This window comes from Pseudoalteromonas sp. PPB1 (assembly GCF_015356275.1).
Taxonomy (GTDB): domain Bacteria; phylum Pseudomonadota; class Gammaproteobacteria; order Enterobacterales; family Alteromonadaceae; genus Pseudoalteromonas; species Pseudoalteromonas rubra_D.
This window is the reverse complement of record NZ_JACEQV010000005.1, coordinates 74,075-95,342: the sequence shown is the minus strand read 5'-3', so window position 1 is coordinate 95,342 and position 21,268 is coordinate 74,075. Positions and strand designations below refer to the sequence as shown.

The following is a 21,268-nucleotide window of genomic DNA, read 5'->3' as shown; positions in this document are numbered from 1 at the left end:
GGACATTCGTCCTGTACTTAAATGCAGGTAAAATTGACCATTGGGCTTTAGAACTATACAAGGTTTATATATGGAAAAGGTATTTCACCTGGGTCTTTCGAAAGCAGATCTCAACGGTGCAACACTGGCTATCGTACCTGGCGACCCTAAACGTTCAGAGCGTATAGCTTCGCAACTCGACAACCCCAAATGTTTGGCTCAAACCCGAGAGTTTCATGTTTATCTTGGCGATATCAACGGCCAATCCATCGTGATTTGCTCAACCGGCATTGGTGGGCCCTCTACTTCGATTGCTATTGAAGAGCTCGCTCAACTGGGTGTAAATACCTTCCTTCGTATTGGCACCACTGGCGCTATCCAGCCACATATTAACGAAGGTGATATTCTGGTCAGCACAGCTTCTGTGCGCCTTGATGGTGCCAGCCAGCACTTCGCCCCACTTGCCTACCCGGCTGTGTCTGACTTCCACTGTACCGCGGCCATGGTCGAGGCTTGTGAACACATGGGCGTCACCTATCACACGGGCATTACTGCTTCGAGTGATACTTTCTATCCGGGCCAGGAACGATATGATACCTTCTCAGGATACGTACCAAAAGCATTTCAGGGCTCATGCGAAGAGTGGCAAAAGCTCAATGTAATGAACTATGAGATGGAATCAGCTACTCTGTTTACTATGTGTGCTGCGCTGGGACTAAAAGCAGCCTGTGTTGCAGGCGTGTTGGTTAACCGTACCCGTCAGGAAATCCCGAACGTCGATCATCAGATGGTTGAAAAAAATGCGGTTTCTGTTGTCATCAAAGCCGCTGAACTGGTACTGGAAAAAGCAAAGCAGGCTTAAACCTGCTTTGACTCTATTAGATAATAATGTAGCTTTAGCGTTTCGTTAAAGCTGCTTATTACAGCTTCTGTCACCGCACGCTGGTTTTCTCTTCCTTTTGTTTCTACCAAAGTCGCCCGCTCCAGCTTAGCCTCAGCTAGTATTTCACCGCTCATAGCCAACTGGCTCAGTGCACTTTGCATCGGTGATAAACTTGGGCTGTATGCTGCATTTTCGACATAGCGACCATAAAAACGCTTGCCGTTTTTCATCACCAACTCAGCCGCTGCTATGTTTTTGGTGTACGGTGCATAAACCTGGCTAAGGTGACTGACCAGCGTATCGGATAGCTCATCCACCTTATTAATAGCTACCGGAGCACTGTCAAATAGTGATTCCTGATTGCCTAAATCTGTGGGCCCAAAGTCTCCCGGCAGCAGCTGCGTTAACGTCGTCTCCCCTGTTGGAAGAGTGATTTTCAGCTGTTTTGCATTACTTAGTTCATTCATAAACTGGCGACAGTAACCACAAGGAGCAGCCGTAATATCCAAGCTGGTAATTTCCTTAGCGCCATTCAGCCACGCGTTGTTAATAGCAGCTTGCTCGGCATGCACCACCAAAGACAACGCCCGGTGCGAAAACTCCAGATTAGCACCCAGAAAATAGTGATCACTATGCTTATCGTATGCCACTGCACCGACCAGAAAAGAAGAGATAGGGGCCTGAGCAAAGCTTGCTGCATATGGCAACAACGCCTGCCCTAACTGAGCTTTACTGCAACCCAATAAGGCCTGAATATGAGTTTGAAGTTCTGAATTTAGTACGCCGTTGGCGGTTTTACACGCTTCCAGTACGGAAGGAATTAGCTTGTTGTCAGTATCTGCCATATATCGTTATTATTCGCACAGGCTTGCGCCTGTACAGCGCTGTTTTGCGCTTGTTTCATGGCAGACCAGTTTACGCCTGAATCAGCTTTTACTCAACCATTCCTTAGCACTTTTGAAGCACTCAAAATTCTCCGCGTTAATGCCAAATCGCTGAACCTTTTGCAAGAACAAATCATGCATAAACCCTTCAATACCCACCACTCTGGCAATCTGCATGTTTTTCACCTGATGTGCGACTTTTGGCATAATATTAACCACATCTATTGCTGCAAACCGGTGCTCCAACTCAGAAACATCCACCAACAACTTACTACTCTGGTGTTTAGAAGCATAATTGTTCGCCGCCCTGTAGGCATTAACAACATCATCTACCCCTGCTTTCCCTCTAAGGGTCATCATGATCAGGGTTGTGGTTTCATCATATGTGATACTGGTTGAAAGCGTTGACATTTCAGCCTCTGACTATTGCCTTAATTCGTGTTAAGCGCGTTTACAAGGTAGCAGGGGATTCTAGTTAATTAAGAATTGATGTCAACAAAACAACCATAAAAAACTAGATAAAATGAAAAAACCAACCCTATAGGATTGGTTTTTGTTATGAGGGGATAAAACTGCTATTGCAGCAAATTAAATTAACCCGTATTTCTTAGTCCAGCCGCAATACCCATCATAGTGATCATCAATGCACTGTCTAAGTCCTGATTATCTTTGTCCCGGGTCCGTTTAAGTAACTCAACCTGAAGCACATTAAGTGGATCGGTATACGGATTTCGTAATTCAATTGATTCACGTATCCAAGGTTGTGCTGATAGTAGCGAACCTTTTGGCGCATACTTTTCAATAAATAGCGTAGCCTCAGTCAGCTCTTTGCGCAAAGACTCCCCGAGTGGGCGCAATTGCGCCGGCACCAGGCGCTCATCGTAGTATTCGCTTAGCCAGAGATCTGTTTTACAAAATACCATCTCAAGCATCTCGAGACGTGTTCTAAAAAATGGCCACTGCTCACTCATCTCACCTAGCAGTGCCTCACCATGCGCTTTCACGACACTTTGTATGCCAGCCAAAGCACCAAGCCAGGCTGGTAACATTAAGCGATTCTGACTCCAGGCAAAGATCCAGGGAATGGCACGAAGACTTTCTATCCCACCTTGAGGTTTACGTTTAGCCGGACGAGAACCCAAAGGTAACTTCGCCAACTCAATTTCAGGCGTCGCAGCCCTGAAATAAGATACAAAGTCTGCATTCCCGCGAACAAAATCCCGATATTGATTACAAGAATGCTCACTCAGCAGAGCCATGGCATCGCGCCAGTCAGACTTAGGTTGTGGCGGCGGACAAAGGTTATTTTCTATAATCGCACTGGCGTACAGAGACAAGCTTTGAATGGCGACGGGTGTCAGGCCAAATTTGAAACGGATCATCTCTCCTTGCTCCGTCACACGTAAGCCATGACTCAGTGAACCTGGAGGCTGTGAACGCAGCGCCTGTGCAGCAGGCGCCCCACCCCGTCCAATGGTACCGCCTCGGCCATGGAACAGATGCATCTCAACCTGGTATTGCTCGCCTACTTCAATGAGCTGCTCCATCGCAAGATACTGTGCCCAGCCAGCAGCCATCATGCCCGCATCTTTGGCAGAATCGGAATATCCAATCATGACATACTGCTGCTGGCCCACATGTCCTTTATACCAGCTTGAGTCGAATAACTGCTGCATCACCTTCTGTGCATTATTCAGGTCATCCAGTGTTTCAAAAAGTGGTGCTACAGGCAGCTTAAACTGACACCCGCTTTCCTGAAGTAACAGTTCAACAGCCAGTACATCGGATGCTTCTTTGGCCATAGAGATAATATAGATCCCCAAAGCGGCTCTATCCTGGTTGGCAATAACAGCGAAAGTATCAAGCACTTCTTGTACTTCCTCGCTGGGTTGCCAGTGCTTTGGTAACAATGGGCGCCGCGACGATAACTCAGACAACAGAAACGCCTGCTTGTCCTGCTCAGACCATTGTCCGTAATCTCCCACGCCCAAATAGCGTGTTACTTCAGAGAGCACATCACAGTGCCTGCCTGAGTCCTGACGGATGTCCAATTTACACAGCTGTACACCAAAGCATCTTAATCTGTGCATGACATCCAGCAACATACCATTGGCCACCACTTCCATTCCACACTCGGTCAGCGAGCGATAACAGGCATTTAGCGGCGTCATCAGTTGTTCTTTTGAGCGGACCTTATCCTGATACGAACTGGGTTTATGTTTGATCTTGTGCTCCAGCGACAATATCGTCTCATTAATATCAGCTTTGAGTTGTTTGAGTAACGCCCTATATGGTTCCGGATGGTCCCCGGTCAGTTTTTTTAATTCGTCATTCGCCGGCGCCATAGAAAGTTCAGCACTCAGCACATCCAAATCACGATAATACAGATCCAGCGCCATCCAGCGCCCATGATCAAGCACGCTTTGAGTCACTTGGGCAGTCACATTGGGATTACCGTCTCTGTCTCCCCCCATCCAGGAAGCCAGACTAATCGGTGCATATTCTTCCGGGAGCGTGATACCAAGTTGACCTTCAGCAAGCTGAGTGAGTGTGCGGGTAAATTTAGGCACCGCATCCCACAGGCTATTTTCAATAACAGCAAAGCCCCATTTTGCTTCTTCAAGAGGGGTTGGACGCTTGTTCCTGATTTCATTGGTATGCCATGCCTGGCAGATCAGCTGCTCGATCCGCGCGATGACTTCATTCCGACACAAGCTGCTATCCTGACATGCAGCCAGCTCAGACAGACAATCACTCAGCTCAACATGCTTACTGATCAAAGTGCGACGGGTTACTTCCGTTGGGTGTGCCGTAAGTACCAGTTCAATAGATAAATTTTCAATTACTTCAGCAACTTTATGCTGATCTGTCTCACCCTGATTTACTTTTCTCGTGATTTCAGACAAGGTGGTTTGCAGAGTCTCAAATGGACCTTGCGGGCATCCTGAGTCAGAAATGGTGTGTTGCTGCTCTGCAACGTTTGCCAGGTTAAGGAAATGGCTAAATGCCCGACATACAGGCAGTAGCTCTTCATCAGGCAAGGACTGCAGGGTTTCAATTAACGTTTCTCTCGCCTGTACATCACCACCGCGTGACGATTTCGCCAGGTGTCGGATCAACTCAACTTTTTCGAGTACCTCCGCTCCCTGGGAATGGGCGATAGTGGTGCCTAACAGCTCGCCAAGCAGACTCACGTTTCTTTTCAATTCTGTGTATTGCTGTTGCATAACTTGCTCCCTGAACAATTTTCACTCACTCCAATATACTGACTATACAAAGAAAAAGAAAAGATACTTTGATGACAGACAGAGGCAAAAAGTTATAAAAGCCACAAATGCAATTAATTATCATTTATTGTTTGACATATAAACATTCTCAAGTGATAATCATTCTCAATGAAGTCCTAAACACCTCGTTGCTCGATTCTCCGTTTCCGGCTTCATTAACGTTGATATGCCAACGACTTTTCACAGGGGGAGTTGGTAAACGTACTCATTTACTTGCTACATTGCTCATATCAGTGACGGTTGATATGTATCAGAAAAGCCCGAAAGGGCTTTTTTTATTCTGCTTCAATCGCTTATACTATTCACTTGGCATTACTACTAGCTAGCACCGGCGCAACCCAGACTGCTATACTCTGCACTCAGGTCTGGTGAATTACAACATCGGTTATGAAGGAGAACGCTCATGTGGCAAAAACTTACTTACGCACTGGCCTTTGTCGGCCTGCTCGCCAATACGCCCGCTGCACAAGCCGGGCTCGAAGAAGGTATTGCAGCAGCCAATGCCGGACAATTTGATGTTGCTCTCAAAGAATTCAGATATCTTGCTGATATGGGATACGCACCAGGTATCTACGAGCTAGCCAAGATGTATGAGGGTGGATATGGTGTACCGAGAAATCCACATAAAGCGGCTGAGCTTATGCAGCAGGCGGTTAAACTTGGCAGTGCCGACGCCATGTTTTCATTGGCTGTCATGTATGAGCAAGGTAAAGGCGTAAAAATCGACAAGCAAAAAGCTGTCGACCTGTTTATGGCAGCAGCCAGAAAAAACATGCCCGCCGCGCAGTTTAACCTCGGCGTGATGCACGCCAACGGGGATGGAGTAACACAAGATTATAACCAGGCTAAGTTCTGGTACGAACGTGCCGCCGCTAATAACTATACACTAGCCATGTTCAATCTTGCGCTTTTGTATTATCAGGGACTCGGTGGAGAAAAGAACATTCAGCGATCCTACATCTGGAACACACTGGCAGAGTATAATGGCTACCGCCCAGCTTCAACCAGTCGCAGACTGGATGAAAAAAGCATGTCTCGCTCACAGCGAGAGGATGCACAAGAGATAGCTGATACCATTTATCACAAAATCCAGGCTGGAACCTATATAGCAGGGTCGCAAATTACAGAAGACTGATCTGCCCTAAAGCAATCCGTGTCACTCATTCATCGTTGCACGGATTGCCATTCATCCCTTAGTCTATTCACCAAGTGATTACCTCCTCAAATACCATACCAGTCAGTACTCAAAATTTAGATCCAACCATCACACAATGTGAACATTAAAGCACCAGGAAAATAGTTCATCTAAATTTAGATAACAGGCTGTTAAATATAAATAATTCTTTTATTTTATGTTGTCCAGTGAAGATTTCTGCCACCCGATATGATTTAATCGCCACCTCCCTGATATAGGGACATTTTGATAACTTATAAAATATAAAAGGACATATAGATGTTTAAGTATTCTAAAGTCGCTCTTGGTATTGCTACCTGCTTCGTACTCACAGGATGTCTTGAAGTTGAGGACAACGATGACAATCAAAAGCTGGTTGAGCAACTTGAACAACAGAATTCAATCATTCAGGAACAGCTTGATATTACTAAGCAGCAACATGAAACTACTCAAGCACCGATTACAATAACAGGTAGAATCGTCAGCGTTTCTGAAGGTGTGTCAGCCAGTGATGCTTCAATTAGTGTTTTGGTAGAAGGACAGTGGCGTGAATCAAGTGCTGTAAATGAGCAGGGACAATTTTCCCTTACAAAACTGCCAGCCAATACTGAGGTACTCGTTAAGGTTTCCAGCGCGAAGGAAGCATTTTTAACTCGATACTTCGCAGTCAACACGTCATCTTCACCTATCACCCGAGAAACCACCTATGATTTACTTGACCTCGAAGTTTCAGCAGGTTACACAAAAGAGTTTACCGTTCTTGAGTCAGGTACAGGTGATATTCTAAAGGCGCTTTCAATTTGGTCAGCAGACATAGTTGTTGATGAAGGTATGCAAAGCCAGTCGATTCCACGCGACGCCTACCTGGAACGAATGACCAAGGAATATGGCCAAAAAGCGGTGTTCAATGAAGATAAAGGTGTATATCAGATCTCTTTGGCGAAAGATTTACCATCCGCACTGTACTACCAGGCAGACATCAACGAAGATAGAATAGCGGATTACCGGCCAGAGTTCGCGAGTTACGACACTGACGCAGATTCTATGATGTTGGTTTCAGCCGACAACGTTAGGGACACAGATACTTTCCACTTAGAGCCAGTCGAGCAACAAGCCTATACATTGGCATTAACAGTGTTGGATAGAAATGGCAATGTAATTGAAGTGGACCGTGTTGTGGCACAGGGCAACGACATGGGTGCACAATTTGCCACTCTGAATGCTGATACCGGACAATATGAACTGGATGCAAAGTACTTTGGTGATTTAACACTCCAAATCCCTGGTTTTGTTAGAGGTGATGTCGCTTTTAGCAGCGCTACTGTGCATATTTTTGACTATAACGAACATAACGAGTCTTATAGAGTCAATGCCAATGGCTCCGATATCACTGTAGACCTGGTAGACAACACGCTTAACCTGGTTGTGAAAGTGTTTGACAGTCTTGTTGAGGAAACGAGCGTTGTGCTAGTTCAAAGCAAAGCCATGCGCACAGCGGAAGATTATGCTGAATTGTACTTTAACGTGCCAGTCGCAGTTGAAGCCAGTTCTATTAAACTCAAAAAGAATCAAGATATAGCAATCAGCAGTGAAAACGGCATCACGACGGTTGATGCAAAACCAATAACTGTTGCAGCAAATACATCAACAGACTTAAATAACACCCGCTTGAGAATTACACCAGAAACTACTCTCTAAGTTGGTAGTTCATATTCAATAGAACTGTCAGAAATACAAAACCTGGCATCAGGCAAAACAGAAAATATTTATTACAGACCTGGATTTACATTGGTCCATTCTGGCAGTGATTTCGAGCCCGAATCAATTGTAGCTGATAACAACAACTATCTCGAAAATGACCAGCTTATTCTCACTAAGAATTCAGCTGGTGAAGAGAGTCAACACTATAGACCATACAGCAGTGTCGATTTGTATTTGCCGATTAACTTCAGTAATGTAGAGTACTTTGGTATTCAGCTTACAGGCTATACCAGAGATGGGGAAGAGTATGAGCACAACAGAGATATGTCCATCATTGAAAATGGTGAGATGGTAACCTGGAATGCAGTGGAAGTTGTGCGTACACATCAACTCGCGAACAACGAGCACATTAGCTATACCTATCATTACACTGAAATTAAAGCCGGTACAACTCTGGCAAACGGTAACTATATTCGGGTATGGACTAATGTTGCCTTGAATGACAATACAGCCGATACCACCAACGAAGTTTCATTTACCTACAAGCTACAGCTTAAGGGCGATAAGACGATTAAAACTGGCACTATGACTTTACCTGTTCGATAACACGATTACATATAGTATCTGCTTTCAATCAAGGCGGTTCAATAGCGAAAAACAAGCCGTATTTGCGGCTTGTTTTTTATCAATTTTAGAAAATATCACCAAGTCTAATAGCCAAACAGCCGGCTGCCCACCAGCATAGTCAATGTTGTGATCACCACAATCGCAAACAGGTTCATAACAAAGCCTGCCTTGATCATATCACGGATTTTTATCTCTCCGGATCCAAACACAATGGCGTTTGGCGGTGTTGCCACTGGCATCATAAAGGCACAACTTGCCGCCATAGCAGCAGGTATTACCCAGATGAGCGGTGTGCCGGCAATTTGCTCAGCGACAGGACCAAGTAAAGGTAAAAAACCCGCAGCCGTAGCCGTGTTACTGGTCAGCTCCGTTAAAAAGGTAATGAGCGCAGCAACAGCCAATACACCCAGCACCAAAGGTATTGCACTGGCGCCGGCCAGCATGTTGGCAATGTACTCAGCCAGCCCCGAGCCTTTAATCTGGGACGCCAGTGTTAAACCGCCACCAAACAACAACAAGATCCCCCAGGGCACTTGCTGCGCGGCTTGCCAGTCCATTAGGCGAGTATCACTGCCACTCTTTGCTGGCAGAACAAATAGCAAAAGCGCAGCCGCCATAGCAATTCCCGTGTCGGTAATGTCCAGACCTGTCCAGCTTGCCAAGTAAGGTCGGCTGATCCAGCTAACTGCGGCAAAAACAAAAACAAGCAGCACATTTTTTTCGGCCAGGCTCATGCGACCTAATTCACCTAATTGCTTGGTAAAAATTTGCGTCAAATCTGTGTCATTATTGGTTTTTTGCACTTTAAACGCAAAACGCGTCAACCACACCCAGCACAATAAAATCATACCAAATGTGAATGGAACAGCCATCACCATCCATTGCGCGAAACCAATTTTTATCTGATAGTTTTCCCACAGATATGCGACCATCAACGCGTTGGGAGCGGTGCCAATAATGGTCCCTACTCCGCCCAGACTCGCGCTATAGGCAATCGCCAGCAACAGGGCAATACCATAGTTATTATCCTGAGATTGGTTATCCTTCAGTACATGAATCACTGACAAGGCAATTGGCAGCATCATTAAAGTGGTCGCTGTATTGTTGATCCACATAGATAGAAACCCGCTGACCAGCATCATTGCCAGGATCTGAGTCTTAGGATTGTTTCCACTGCGTAACATGGTATGCAAGGCAATACGTTTGTGTAGCTGCCATCTTTCCATTGCAATAGAGATCAAAAAGCCGCCAAGGAACAAAAAGATCAGCGGGTGTGCGTATAAACTCGAAGCAGATTTAATGTCGTTTATTCCCGCCAAAGGCACCACAAGCAAAGGCACCAGAGAAGTTGCCGGTATGGGCACAACCTCACTGACCCACCAGATCCCCAGCCATAGCGCAAGTCCGGCAGTACGCCAGGCTTCAACACTCATCCCTTCAGGGGCTGCTGTCAAACACGTCAGCAGCATAAATGCCGGACCGAGCAGCAGACATAGCCTGTCGGTCCAGAGTTTTGACTTCTTCAAATTATCCATTACTTATATTTTTACCTGGATTTAACACTCTGGGCGTATTATGCCAGTAAAATAAGTACAGAGTATGGAAAATCTGTCTACTGTGCCGATATGGACAACGTCATTCCACTGGCACTTTGGTAACCTTTTATACCGATAAACCAGTTACCAGCGCCAGGTGCATTGAAAGTACAGGTTTCTGCATTGCCGCTTTTATAAGGACGACAATCGTAGCTATTGTCCCCAACCTCTGAGCCATATTTAACATACAGGTCACCATCCCCCACTCCGCCCGACAATGTCACGGTCAAAGACTGATACCCATTGCCCAGAGATTGAGAAAAGTTAACCCAGCCGCCCTGCGCCACTGATAAGTTAGATTCGGTACGATTGATGGGAGCTGGCGTGGTCCCACCTTGTTGATACTCGCCTACCAAAGAGACATTCTGAATCTCATTCCAGGCTTCAACCATGACATAATAAGTCCCCTCACTGACGTTACTAATGGTGCAGGTTTCATTGCTGCTCGACGTAGTGCTTTTACAGTCATAGCTTTGCAGTGTTGGCTTAGAGCCGTACTTAACATACAGATCTGCATCTCCCGTGCCGCCTGATGTTTTAAAAGTCAGGTTACTGCTACCAGCAGGTACAGCCAGAGAATAATCATGCTGAGACTTAGCTATGCCGCTAATACCCGTTTTTGGTACACCATTTTGTAACTTGCCAGGATCAGGCGGTGGAGTAGAACCGGCGTTTTTACCCATTTCAGCCAGATAAGCGACCGCCAGTTTGGCAAATTTACTGGCATGTGTAGCATCAAACGAAGTGTCATTGCTGGTGTGTATTTTTCTGTTGATTTCAGACATCCGGGATTCGAAAGGCATAGAGGCTGCAAACCCCTGTTGATACCAGGAAGCATGATCTGAACAGCCGTAACCACACTGATCATAGCCATAACTTAAATTGGGTAAATAGGCGTCAAGCAGCTGCGACAAAAACTGATTCTGACCACTGTTGGTGTAATCCGTAATCATGGTGATGTCCTGCGTACTGCCATTATTTCCGGTCATATCAAACTGCACCATGCCGACCACATTTTTACCCTGAGACTTGTAATCTTGTGCAATGGCTTTAGAGCCTCTCAGGCCCACTTCTTCAGCCGCAAAGCCCATGATCTGAATCGTCCGTTGGGGTTTGTAATCCGCTGCGACCAGAGCTTTAAGCGCTTCTGTTAACACGGCAATTCCAGATGCATTATCATCTGCACCTGGTGCTCTACCCGTCGTAGGACTAGACTGATTGATAGAGTCGAGGTGTCCACCAATAACGACGATTTCACTGGCATTCTCGGCTCCGGCTATCGTCACAACAACCGACGATTGAGACCAGCTATGGTTATAAAAATCTACACTGATGTCACTGCGAGACTGTGTGATTGATTGCCAGTTTTGTTTAATCCACTGAGCCGCATCTACTCCACTTTGCTGCGTATAATAACGGTTATGGAACGCAGTGAGATTCGCTACTGTGCTATCCAGGCTCGTGGTGCTCACCTCTCCTATCATAGCGTTAACCATAGCTGGGTTATCTATGGTGTACGTCTGCAATGGTTGGCTAGTATGTGCCTGACTCAGTTGGGACAGATACGCCTCGGCGTCAGCTTTCGATTCATGGGCAACAAACCCACCACAGCGGTGGTAGTTTTCATGCATAAAATGACTGAGTTCACCATGCTCTATCTCATCAAGCTGCGCTATGCTAACACCTGGGATTGCACTCACCTGTGCGTTAACGTATTTACCTGTCAGCAGGTTTTGTAACTGATAATGTTGCCCGGCCATGGTATCTAGTGTGATCCAAGCTCTTTCGGGCTCTAACGGTACACTAGCAAATGCTGCACCGCCTGAGAAAAGTGTAAAGTTCGCGGCCATTAATAAGCTCAGCACACGAACGGGTCGTTGAACTATCATCGCAACACCCCTTAATTAATGTGATTGAACAAAAAAGGGAGCGATATGCTCCCTTAGTCGATGATTAATTAGCCTGAATATTCACAGTGACACCACTGGCTGCTGAGTAGCCACGTAAGTCAATGTGCCAGGTTCCCGCTTGAGGGTTAGTAAAAGTACAAGTCTCACTATTGCCGTTGCGGTAAGGGCGGCATTGATAGGTGGATGTGGTGGATTGGCTACCATAGTTGACATACAGATCAGCATCACCTGAACCACCAGAGATAGTTACTGTCAGGTTCGAATAGCCGGCACTTAAGTCTTGCGTAAAGCGTTGCCATTGTCCCGATCCAACACTAACATTACTCTCTGTTCGGTCAATTGGGGGCGTACCTGTACCACCCGAGGTGTACGAGCCAGTCAGAGACACACCAGAAATCGCATTCCACGCTTCGACCATCACATAATAGGTCCCAGCCTGAACATTGCTGATGTTACAGGTTTCATTACTGCTGGACGTGGTACTATTGCAGTCATAAGTTTGCAACGAAGGACGGCTGCCAAACTTAACATAAAGATCAGCGTCACCAGTACCGCCAGAAGTCACAAACGACAGATTCGTCGCATCAGCCGGAACTTCTAAACGGAAGAAGCTTTGAGCTTTAGACGAACCGCTGATCCCGGTGCGAGCAACACCATTGGTTAGCAGCTCATCCTGGGGTGGTTCAGTAGTGCCACATGAACTACCCGGGCTTAGCTGAGAAGTTACGCCCACAACTGCAAGCGCATCTTTAACATCATCATGGTTATAGCCCAGGTCACAAGCAGCGTCCATAACGCCGTTACCTGCGGTATCCCAGTCAGTGCTGGCCGTCCAGTATAATTGGTTTGCTTTCGCCATCACGATGAAAGCTTTCTTAGTATCCCAGCCTGCTTTATTCGCCAAAGTATAGAACGCTTTGTTAAATACACCTGAGCTGTGATGCACATCCATACTGGAAGTATAATCTGACTGATGGCCAATAGAGTTTCCATCTTTAGTGGGGTCATCCATATAGCGCAGTGCACCTGTGGATTTAAAGATCTCTTCACCGACCATCCAGTCATTACTGCCTTTCATGTAGAACTCAGCGGCCTCACCTGCCATATCAGAAAAAGCTTCATTCAGGCCACCTGATTTGTAACGATAAACAAGGCCGGAGTTTTGCTCAGTAAAACCATGACTGACTTCGTGTGCCGACACGTCCAGGCTAACCAATGGATAGAAGCGATTCTGACCATCACCAAATGTCATCGCACTGCCATCCCAAAACGCGTTTTCGTAGTTATTACCATAATGAACACGCATTTTAAGCTGGAAAGTTAACGGCGCTGTACCTAACCAGTCGTTGTACATATTGAAAACGACATTACCAAAATAGTGTGCATCATTTAACGGAGAATAGGCGCCGTTAATTTCCTTAACTGTATTCTCCGGACAGGTAAAACTGTGCGCCGTAGACCCGCTACTACCATGATTGAGGTTAATGGTCTTAACGTTTGCATTATTCATCGTACAGGTGTTGCCCGACTGAGACACATCCAAATGACCATAGTCAGTACCATACTGATAACGACCTGTTTTTTGGTTGCCACCCGGTCCGGTTGCATTCGCATGCTGGATGTTGTCAAACTCCATCAACAACTCGCCACTGTTGGCATCAATAATTTTGTAAGGTCGTGAGGGCGATTTGCCATAGGTCACATAGGTCACCTCGTAGACCAGTCTGGCCTGAGACTGGTCATCAAGCCAGATCCCTAGTCGGCTGGTTTCATTATGCTTAGCCAGCGCGATTTCTTCGCCATTTTGTTGTGCCGAAAACTGAGCTTCCAGTTGGCTTTGCATTGCCTGCATAGACAGTTTTGGCGTGACGGTATTCAAATCAGCCGCAATCTCATAAACAGCAGCACCATGTGCGCGCTTTAATGCGCCTGCGTTGTTATAGGTCAGGCTGACTGTGTCTCCGATAACCGGCAAACCTTTATACATTTGTTGGTAACGTGTCGTAACCGCACCATTCGCATGAGGGTATGACTTCAGCTCAACCAGTGTGCTGCCTGCATCAAGCCCAATGAGCTGCTCTGGTTGTGCCGACAAAACAGCCGGTGCCGCAGATTCCAGCATCGCAGAAATGGTATTATGTGTGTTGAGGAAGCGCTTTTGAGCTGCATTTGCAGTGCCTGATACCAGTACCAGACCGGCAGCTGTTGCCAAAGCTATTTTTGATAGTTTCACTTGATTTGCTCCATGATTACTTGTTGTTTTATGTGCAACCGGGATATTGCTATCCACAGTGCAAAACGCACATTTAACGAGTGCGCAACATAGAGACTAGTGATAAAGCTAAAAAAATAAACTTTTATTAACTTTTAGTTATTCTGAAATTTACACCTTTTTAGAATTAAAAATTAGCTTTATTTACATCTAGTTAAAGGCAACCTTCTGACACAAATTTGAGTTTAGCATGCACTAAGTGTAAAAATTTTGTTACACGCGAGCTAATATCAGTGCTTTATAAATGTACCTTAAGGTTGCCAATACAAGGATGTTATACTATAACAAAACGTTTTTTGACCGTGGTATCTTGATCAGATGCTAGTCACTTGAGCATGCTTGGCGGGCTGTAATTGCTGTGGCAATCAGTGACCAGCTAATTGGAGTTTCCTTTAACTCCGGTAAATTCCCGGGTTCTGTTTGAAGACATACTGATTGCTCTCCCTCGGCGGTTACCAGCAATAGCTCAACGGTAGCATAAGCGAGCTCGTCGTCTCCGCGCTGGGCATGAAAATCCACTTTCAACAGAGTGGCAGAAGAGACATCCGGATATTGCTCTGCAATACGAGTTGTTATTAGCTGGAATCCCTGATCTTTTGATTCTTCCATAGCAGTCGCTATGTCCTTACCTATTCCAACGTCAATAGCGAATCCAACCGCGATGCCGGCAGGGCCCAACGCCCCCATCAACATAGGCCCAGCAGCTGCGCCTCTTCCCTGATAAGAGACACTTGGCATCTCCGATTTTATAACTGGTTTAGGAGGCACAGACGAACAGGCACTCAACAGAGTAACTAACAATGCAAAGATAAATAGTTTCATTTCAGTAGCATATAAAAAGTGAACGATACCGCTATTATATGAGGGTTATGCAATTATGCATAGTATAATCAGACCTTTATAATTAACTCTCTTAGTGAAACGCAAAGTACGGCTGCCAAAGAGTAAACAGCCAAAGCAGATCATCGCGCCACAAACCGCAGTGATTGCCGTTAACTAATTAGAACGAATATGAGTATTCTAGTGATAGCTGCTGTCCGGATTGTGGCACTCGGCCGTCGAATACTCTGGGGTCGAATGCACTCGTTTGTTTATCAAACAAGTTTTGTGCCTTAATCCTGAGCTGCTTATTCGCAGCAAAGTGCCAGGTAATAGTGCCTCCTATCAACCAGTGTGCTTCCTGATCATAATGTTGGAAGTCCGGATCATCCGGTATAAACACAGGGAATACTTTAACCTGAGATCGCCACACCCCATTGAGCCCAATCTGCCAACTACCAAACTTATGGTGTAACTGCCACGATCCAAAACGCTTGTAGCTGGCACTGAATGGATCGTCAAAATGCTGGGTATAGTTTAATTTGAACCAGCTGGCATCACTTAACTCAAATGAAGCACTGACCTCGAGCCCTTGCATGTTCGTAGAGTAGGCGTTATTAAACGTGAACCGGCTTTGTGCCATATCAACCGGCTCCAGAATGATAAAATCATCCAGCTGGTTTTCAAATAACACCAGATCGAGTTGCCAGCGTGTGTATGCCATATGCCAAACGAGTTCAGTCGTTTTAATATTTTCTGACTTAAGCTGCGCATTACCCTGAGTAATATCATCATTAGAATTAAGCTCATTACTCACCGGGATCCGAAATGACTCTCCGTATTGCAGCTTAAATGCATGCTGTGGATTAAACTGATAAATGGTTGCAATGCGCGGAGACAACTTGCTGTCTATGTCGATAAACTCGTCAAAACGCAGCCCGGTAAATAATGTCAGTTGATCATCCAACGCGTATTTCAGCTGTACATAAGTGGCGTAGGAGTCAAAATCCTGCTTCAGGCTATCGAACGCTGCAAACTCGTTAAGCGGCTTGATACCACCCAAATAGTATTGATCTTCAAGAATTATTTGCCCGCTGACTGGGTCAAAGTGCGATGTGTAAGTACCAGCCCTGGACTGCTCCTCTAATGAGTACTCCAGCCCCCAGTTTAGCGCCAGCTCAGTGCTATGCTGGTAGGCCAAATCCCAGTTCAGCGTCAAATCTTCAGAGCGCCATTTTGGTCCATTAAAAAAGTCCTGCTGGAGACCCAACTCTTCTGCTGTTGCTATCAGTCCGGCACTGTCTATGTCATGGCGGATAAAACTCAACGTTAAATCACTGTCTAGTTTGTCCGATAATCTGGCCCGGTGATTTAGTTTTACTCCAATGTTACGGCTGGTATGAAAGTTGTCTTCACTGTAACTGGACAAATTCATAAACTCATCTAACGTCGTTCTGGTCAGGTGGAGCGACCCGCTAAATGCCCCCCATTGACCACCAAATTCCACAAAAAGACTCGATTGCGGGTCACGGGCTTGTTGGGCATGATAGGTTTCCCCATCCGTTGCAAAAGCACTGATATTGGCATGAAAGTGCCGCTCGGTATCAGAGTTATGACTGTAATTGAACGAGGCATGTCTGCTTTGGTGCAGGCCTGCACCAAGCTGTATCTGACGTGCAGACTGACGCGTTACGATATTCATTACCCCCAAAAACGCGTTACTGCCATACAGGGCTGAACCAGGCCCGCGAATAAACTCGACTTTTTCGACCACATCCACGGGAATAAAAGGGGCATAAACAGACGCTTTACCAAACGACGAATCATTGAGCCGCTGGCCATTTAACATCACCAGAATATTACCATTGTCGAGATAAACGCCTCTGGCATGCTCTTTGGGCACACTGCCTACCCAGTCTCCACGGGTTGACTGAAACCCTGGCACAAAGTTCATCAGTTCATAGACGTTACGAATGCCAAGTAAAGTGATTTGTTGTTGAGAAAATGAGGTAACGCTGGATGGGACGGACTGGGCTGTTTCAGCCGTTTTGCTCGCAAGCTCTACCGTCACGTCCATCAGCTCTTCAAACGACAGCTCGAACAACGCTTCCTGACGGGCACTTAAAGGTAAACTGAGCAAGATTAAACTTACAGGTAGCAGACTTTTTATCATACTCATTCGCTCAACGACACAATTACGGCTAAACAGTTGTCATGTAACATAAAAATCAAACAGCGATTTTTTATTTCAATTTTAATATTACGCAGACAGGGACAGTTCGCAAGTTTTTTGTGATATTTTAGTAAGTTAATGAGAAATGTTAGTAATAAAGCGCGAGGAAAGATAGTTGAATATGAATAAATGTTGCATAAATAACAAAAAATAGAGTGATTTATTTTCTGTAATTTGTTGAGCAGCACATCCTGGATGCGCTGCCCTACCGTTAAATTAGGCTGTCGTAAGTTTGCGTTTTTTAAAGTACTTGTACAGTCCAATTAAAGAGGCCACTATCCAGAATAACTCGATGACAAAGCTAGCCAGATTGAAGTTATAGCAAAGACTGATAAGCAGCAAAATGGCACCACTGAGGTTCATCATATTGTACTTAATACCGTCGGGGCTTACTTTGTCCAACTGGAGTAAAAAGAACGCACCAACCACCAGGAAAGTACCCGTCATACCAATGATGTCAAATAATATGTCTATCATGTTTTTGTCCATATAAAATAGGCTCACCCAAACACGCTGGCCCGGATCCATGGGTAGGGTGATTTTCAGTCTTTGAAACAGCACAAACTTTTCTATGATACGGCGTTAATCCAGCATATAACAGGATATTTGTCCGCTTCCACGAGACCACTGCACCGGGCAGATTGACCTCTATCTGTGACAGTGTCATGACATCCAGGTAAGATAGTCCATTATTAGCTCAGTATGGCAAGTACGAACCCTATCAGACAAAATTGAGCGGTATGGTAACCCGCATTGATAAGAAATAACTTCAGAGGGCGTTGTTCAAACAAATAACTGGTACCCAGGGTACTGGCGACAAAGCACACTCCAACGGCTAAGCCCAGCAACACTCCGTCTATAATAGCGGGGCTTTTACCCAGCAGCGCAGCCATTAACAGTGCAGCCAGTATGGATAAAAACATCGCGCCACTAAACACTAGTTTATGGTCGGCATTTTGAATATCCAATTCAGTAAGACCTGCTTCTTCCAGCCAGGGTTTATGAAATAGTAACGGTGAGTACCATATTCCCCCTAAAGCAAAGGAGGAGATTGCCGCAATCACAACGGCAACCACATCTACATCAAACACAGCCACAGCACTTACCTCGATTATTTCACTAATTTCAATTTAGTTAATAACCTTTGGAAGAGCAAACCAGACTGTGCATGGATTATTTAAGTACCGGGCGTTTCTGAAGTTTTCTTTGCAATGTCCGTCGGTGCATATTCAGTTGTCTTGCTGTTTCAGAAATGTTGCCATCATTAGATTTCAGGGTTTGCTGTATATGTTCCCATTCAAGCCGCTCCGGTGACATGGTCGTGTCTGTGGTTTCAGTCATTACAGTCTGTGTACCCAAAAGAGTTTTGGCTATCAACTGAGTGTCCGCTGGCTTGGTTAGGTATTCATCGGCACCCAGCTTAATTGCCTCAACGGCCGTCGCGATACTTGCAAACCCAGTCAGAAGTACAATTTTTGCGTCCGGGACGATGCCCCGGATCAATGCGATGTGCTGCAAGCCGGAGCTCGCTGTTAACTTCATATCCAACAACACATACTGCGGCATAAATGTCTGACACTGAGCCGTAATATCCAGCTCATCATGCACACACCGACATTCAAAATTCAGCTTAGTCATTCTGCGCGACAGCGTTGTGGCAAATGGTACGTCATCCTCAATAATCAATAACTTCATAATTTATACTACAGGTAAAGTCACCACAGATACGGCACCCTGAGTCTGATGGTTAGACAAGTGTAAGGTCCCCTCAAGTCGCTCGATTGTAGCATGAGAAAGCAGCAGCGCCATGCCCAAACCAGATGAACTGTCGACCACTGACTTACCTATCAAAGCCAGTTTGTCCATTGCAATGCCGGGACCGTGATCTCGGATCGACAAAGACCATGTACGATCACTGCCAGCTGAGGCCTGTTCTGACAAGCTCACACTGACTTCCAGGCTGAGCGCAGAGCACTTCTCATTGGCCTTCGCCGCGTTCACAAACAGGTTAAACAACGCCGGGATTAGCATAGGATCACCACTGACTGAAAATGACTGTTCGGGTAACTGACAATTGATGACCTGCTCAGGAAACTGCAGCGTCAGTAGTTCGTGAAGCTGCTGCCAGAGCATTGTAAATGCCTGGCTGTTAACCTGGGCATGCGGCTTAAGTAGCTCGGTTTGAGCCCTGAAACCATCTAACTGTGTCTTACACTGCGCCAAAGGAGCCTGCATATCCAGCACAGCCGGATGCTGCGGAAAATCCTCACTTAACTCTTCATACAGCAAACTCAAATGTGCGATGGGTGTGGCCAGTTGATGGGTTACCTGAGCAGCAGCACTGCCTAATGCGAGCACCTGCTCCTGTTGCAATTGTTTTTCTCTGCTTTTAGCCAGCGCCAGTTCTCGTTGCTGGATACGGCTAGCCAGAAAGGTCACTATCGTCACGATCACAATAACCATGAATACAAAATTCACCAGCATGCCAAGCAAGTGCTGGCCCATATGCATACCGTGATGGTGCATCGGAACAACCGTATACAAATACCCATAAGCAGCTAAGGCGGCACCAGAAATAAACACTACAAACTTTGGTGGCACCGTAACCGCTGCAATGATGCAAGGTAACAACAGCAAAGAGACAAACGCGTTGCTGGCTCCTCCGAGAAAAGACAACAGGACTGTCAAAAATAAAATATCAGCCACCAGCTGCATAACCATAGCCCCTGGTGATACATCACTCACTTTGCGATAAGCATAAATACTCGCCAGTTGAAATACAGACTCCAGCGCAATAACTGTAAAAATAGGTTGCTCTGGTAAATTTTTATCTAAAAACCACAACGAAATGAGCACCAGCACCAGCTGTAGTACAATGGCGATGGAACGCAGCAGCAATAACTGGCCAAGCGCCGAGTTAGGCGAGAAATTAATTAACATGATATTTTACGTTTTACACTCAATAAATACGCAGACACCAGGTGTGCCTGAAGACTTCTTAACGCTTAGGTTGCCTGACGATGGCCAGTTGACCGTCGATATGCACATCACGCTGTGGAAAGGCCACCACAATATTATGCTCGGCAAATAACTCATCAAGGCGAAAGCGCACTTTACTTCTCGCCTGCCTTAGCCCACCTTCGACGGTAGAATTGAGCCAGAAATTGACTTCAAATATCAGCGCGTTGTCACCAAAGTCTTCAAATGTAACCTGGGGCTTAGGATCGTTCAGTATTTCAGGCTGCTCTTCAGTTGCCTGCAGGATCAAGGCTGCCACCTGTTTTGCAGGCGAGCCATACGCCACTCCTACACGCACCGATGTACGCATAAGTTTATCAACCAAAGTCCAGTTGATAACCGTGTTTTCCAGTAATTTACTATTGGGGATCAGCATATGTACCCCATCCACCCGGCGTAAACGAGTTGAACGCGTGTTGATTTTTTCAACGATCCCTTTGGTGCCCTCCACTTCAAGAAAATCACCAATACGAATGGGCTTTTCCCACATCAGGATCCAACCACTGATAAAATTGTTGATGATGTTCTGAGCCCCAAACCCGAACCCTATGGCAATCGCACCTGACAAAAAGGCAAAAGCCGTAATAGGCACATTGATCACATCCAGGATAGTGATCACCGTAATGGCAATGGCCAGGACGTAGCACAGTCTTTGCACCAGATGCACCATATTCGGGTCGGTATTGCCAGCTCTGAGGCGGTTGGTTAATTTACCGACCAGATAACGGGTCAGCCAGATCCCTAATATCAACAGCAGCGGAACAAGCAATAGCTTCCCGACTGTAAAAGAATGCTCAGCGTAAGTGAACAGTGAAAAGTTCAACCATTCGCTCAGTTTATCCAGGTAATACACTATATACCTCTGTCTGTACTCGAACGACGCAGC

17 protein-coding genes are annotated in these 21,268 nt (G+C 45.9%); 4 read left to right on the top strand and 13 right to left on the bottom strand.

Annotated features, from left to right (window positions below):
• Positions 1-70: 70 nt before the first annotated feature.
• Entirely contained in the window at positions 71-841 is a 771-nt protein-coding gene (gene udp, locus IY568_RS06755) for a uridine phosphorylase (RefSeq protein ID WP_125557141.1), read from the top strand.
• Here udp and cdd read toward each other — a convergent pair.
• The 3 genes from cdd to ppc form a co-directional block, all read right to left on the bottom strand.
• Positions 838-1,707 carry a cytidine deaminase gene (gene cdd, locus IY568_RS06750; protein WP_125557143.1) on the bottom strand — a complete coding sequence of 290 codons (870 nt, stop codon included), beginning with the start codon at positions 1,705-1,707 and terminating at the stop codon, positions 838-840. The genes udp and cdd overlap by 4 nt on opposite strands.
• Before the next feature lie 81 nt (positions 1,708-1,788).
• Entirely contained in the window at positions 1,789-2,157 is a 369-nt protein-coding gene (locus tag IY568_RS06745) for a hypothetical protein (protein ID WP_010381034.1), read from the bottom strand.
• Positions 2,158-2,339: 182 nt separating this feature from the next.
• A complete protein-coding gene (gene ppc / locus IY568_RS06740; protein WP_194867147.1) occupies positions 2,340-4,973 on the bottom strand; it encodes a phosphoenolpyruvate carboxylase in 2,634 nt (877 codons plus the stop codon).
• A gap of 463 nt (positions 4,974-5,436) precedes the next feature.
• Here ppc and IY568_RS06735 point away from each other — a divergent pair, with 463 nt between their 5' ends.
• From IY568_RS06735 to IY568_RS06725, 3 genes are all read left to right on the top strand, one after another.
• Entirely contained in the window at positions 5,437-6,168 is a 732-nt protein-coding gene (locus tag IY568_RS06735) for a tetratricopeptide repeat protein (RefSeq protein ID WP_125557147.1), read from the top strand.
• 318 nt (positions 6,169-6,486) lie between these two features.
• Positions 6,487-7,905 carry a hypothetical protein gene (locus tag IY568_RS06730; RefSeq protein ID WP_194867146.1) on the top strand — a complete coding sequence of 473 codons (1,419 nt, stop codon included), beginning with the start codon at positions 6,487-6,489 and terminating at the stop codon, positions 7,903-7,905.
• A gap of 90 nt (positions 7,906-7,995) precedes the next feature.
• On the top strand, positions 7,996-8,514 hold the full coding sequence (locus IY568_RS06725) for a hypothetical protein (RefSeq protein WP_194867145.1): 519 nt from the start codon (positions 7,996-7,998) through the stop codon (positions 8,512-8,514).
• A 104-nt stretch (positions 8,515-8,618) separates the two neighbouring features.
• On the opposite strand, the gene IY568_RS06720 is transcribed toward IY568_RS06725, so the two are convergent.
• The 10 genes from IY568_RS06720 to IY568_RS06675 form a co-directional block, all read right to left on the bottom strand.
• Positions 8,619-10,070, bottom strand: a complete 1,452-nt coding sequence (locus IY568_RS06720; protein WP_138537933.1) for an SLC13 family permease — start codon at positions 10,068-10,070, stop codon at positions 8,619-8,621.
• Between the two features lie 77 nt (positions 10,071-10,147).
• Entirely contained in the window at positions 10,148-12,019 is a 1,872-nt protein-coding gene (locus tag IY568_RS06715; protein ID WP_194867144.1) for a M28 family metallopeptidase, read from the bottom strand.
• A gap of 64 nt (positions 12,020-12,083) precedes the next feature.
• Positions 12,084-14,273, bottom strand: a complete 2,190-nt coding sequence (locus IY568_RS06710) for a M4 family metallopeptidase (RefSeq protein ID WP_138537935.1) — start codon at positions 14,271-14,273, stop codon at positions 12,084-12,086.
• A gap of 360 nt (positions 14,274-14,633) precedes the next feature.
• On the bottom strand, positions 14,634-15,134 hold the full coding sequence (locus IY568_RS06705; protein ID WP_125557159.1) for a hypothetical protein: 501 nt from the start codon (positions 15,132-15,134) through the stop codon (positions 14,634-14,636).
• 178 nt (positions 15,135-15,312) lie between these two features.
• Positions 15,313-17,304, bottom strand: coding sequence for a TonB-dependent receptor plug domain-containing protein (locus IY568_RS06700; RefSeq protein ID WP_194867143.1), 1,992 nt, complete (start codon positions 17,302-17,304; stop codon positions 15,313-15,315).
• A 276-nt stretch (positions 17,305-17,580) separates the two neighbouring features.
• Positions 17,581-17,841, bottom strand: a complete 261-nt coding sequence (locus IY568_RS06695; RefSeq protein ID WP_125557163.1) for a CBU_0592 family membrane protein — start codon at positions 17,839-17,841, stop codon at positions 17,581-17,583.
• Between the two features lie 215 nt (positions 17,842-18,056).
• Positions 18,057-18,461 (bottom strand): DUF1761 domain-containing protein, encoded by a 405-nt coding sequence (locus IY568_RS06690; protein WP_125557165.1) that lies wholly within the window; start codon positions 18,459-18,461, stop codon positions 18,057-18,059.
• Between the two features lie 76 nt (positions 18,462-18,537).
• Positions 18,538-19,059, bottom strand: coding sequence for a response regulator transcription factor (locus tag IY568_RS06685; protein WP_194867142.1), 522 nt, complete (start codon positions 19,057-19,059; stop codon positions 18,538-18,540).
• A 3-nt stretch (positions 19,060-19,062) separates the two neighbouring features.
• A complete protein-coding gene (locus tag IY568_RS06680) occupies positions 19,063-20,304 on the bottom strand; it encodes a sensor histidine kinase (RefSeq protein ID WP_194867141.1) in 1,242 nt (413 codons plus the stop codon).
• Positions 20,305-20,362: 58 nt separating this feature from the next.
• The gene (locus tag IY568_RS06675) at positions 20,363-21,235 is read right to left on the bottom strand and encodes a mechanosensitive ion channel family protein (RefSeq protein ID WP_125557171.1); all 873 of its coding nucleotides are present in this window, start codon (positions 21,233-21,235) and stop codon (positions 20,363-20,365) included.
• Positions 21,236-21,268: the final 33 nt, after the last annotated feature.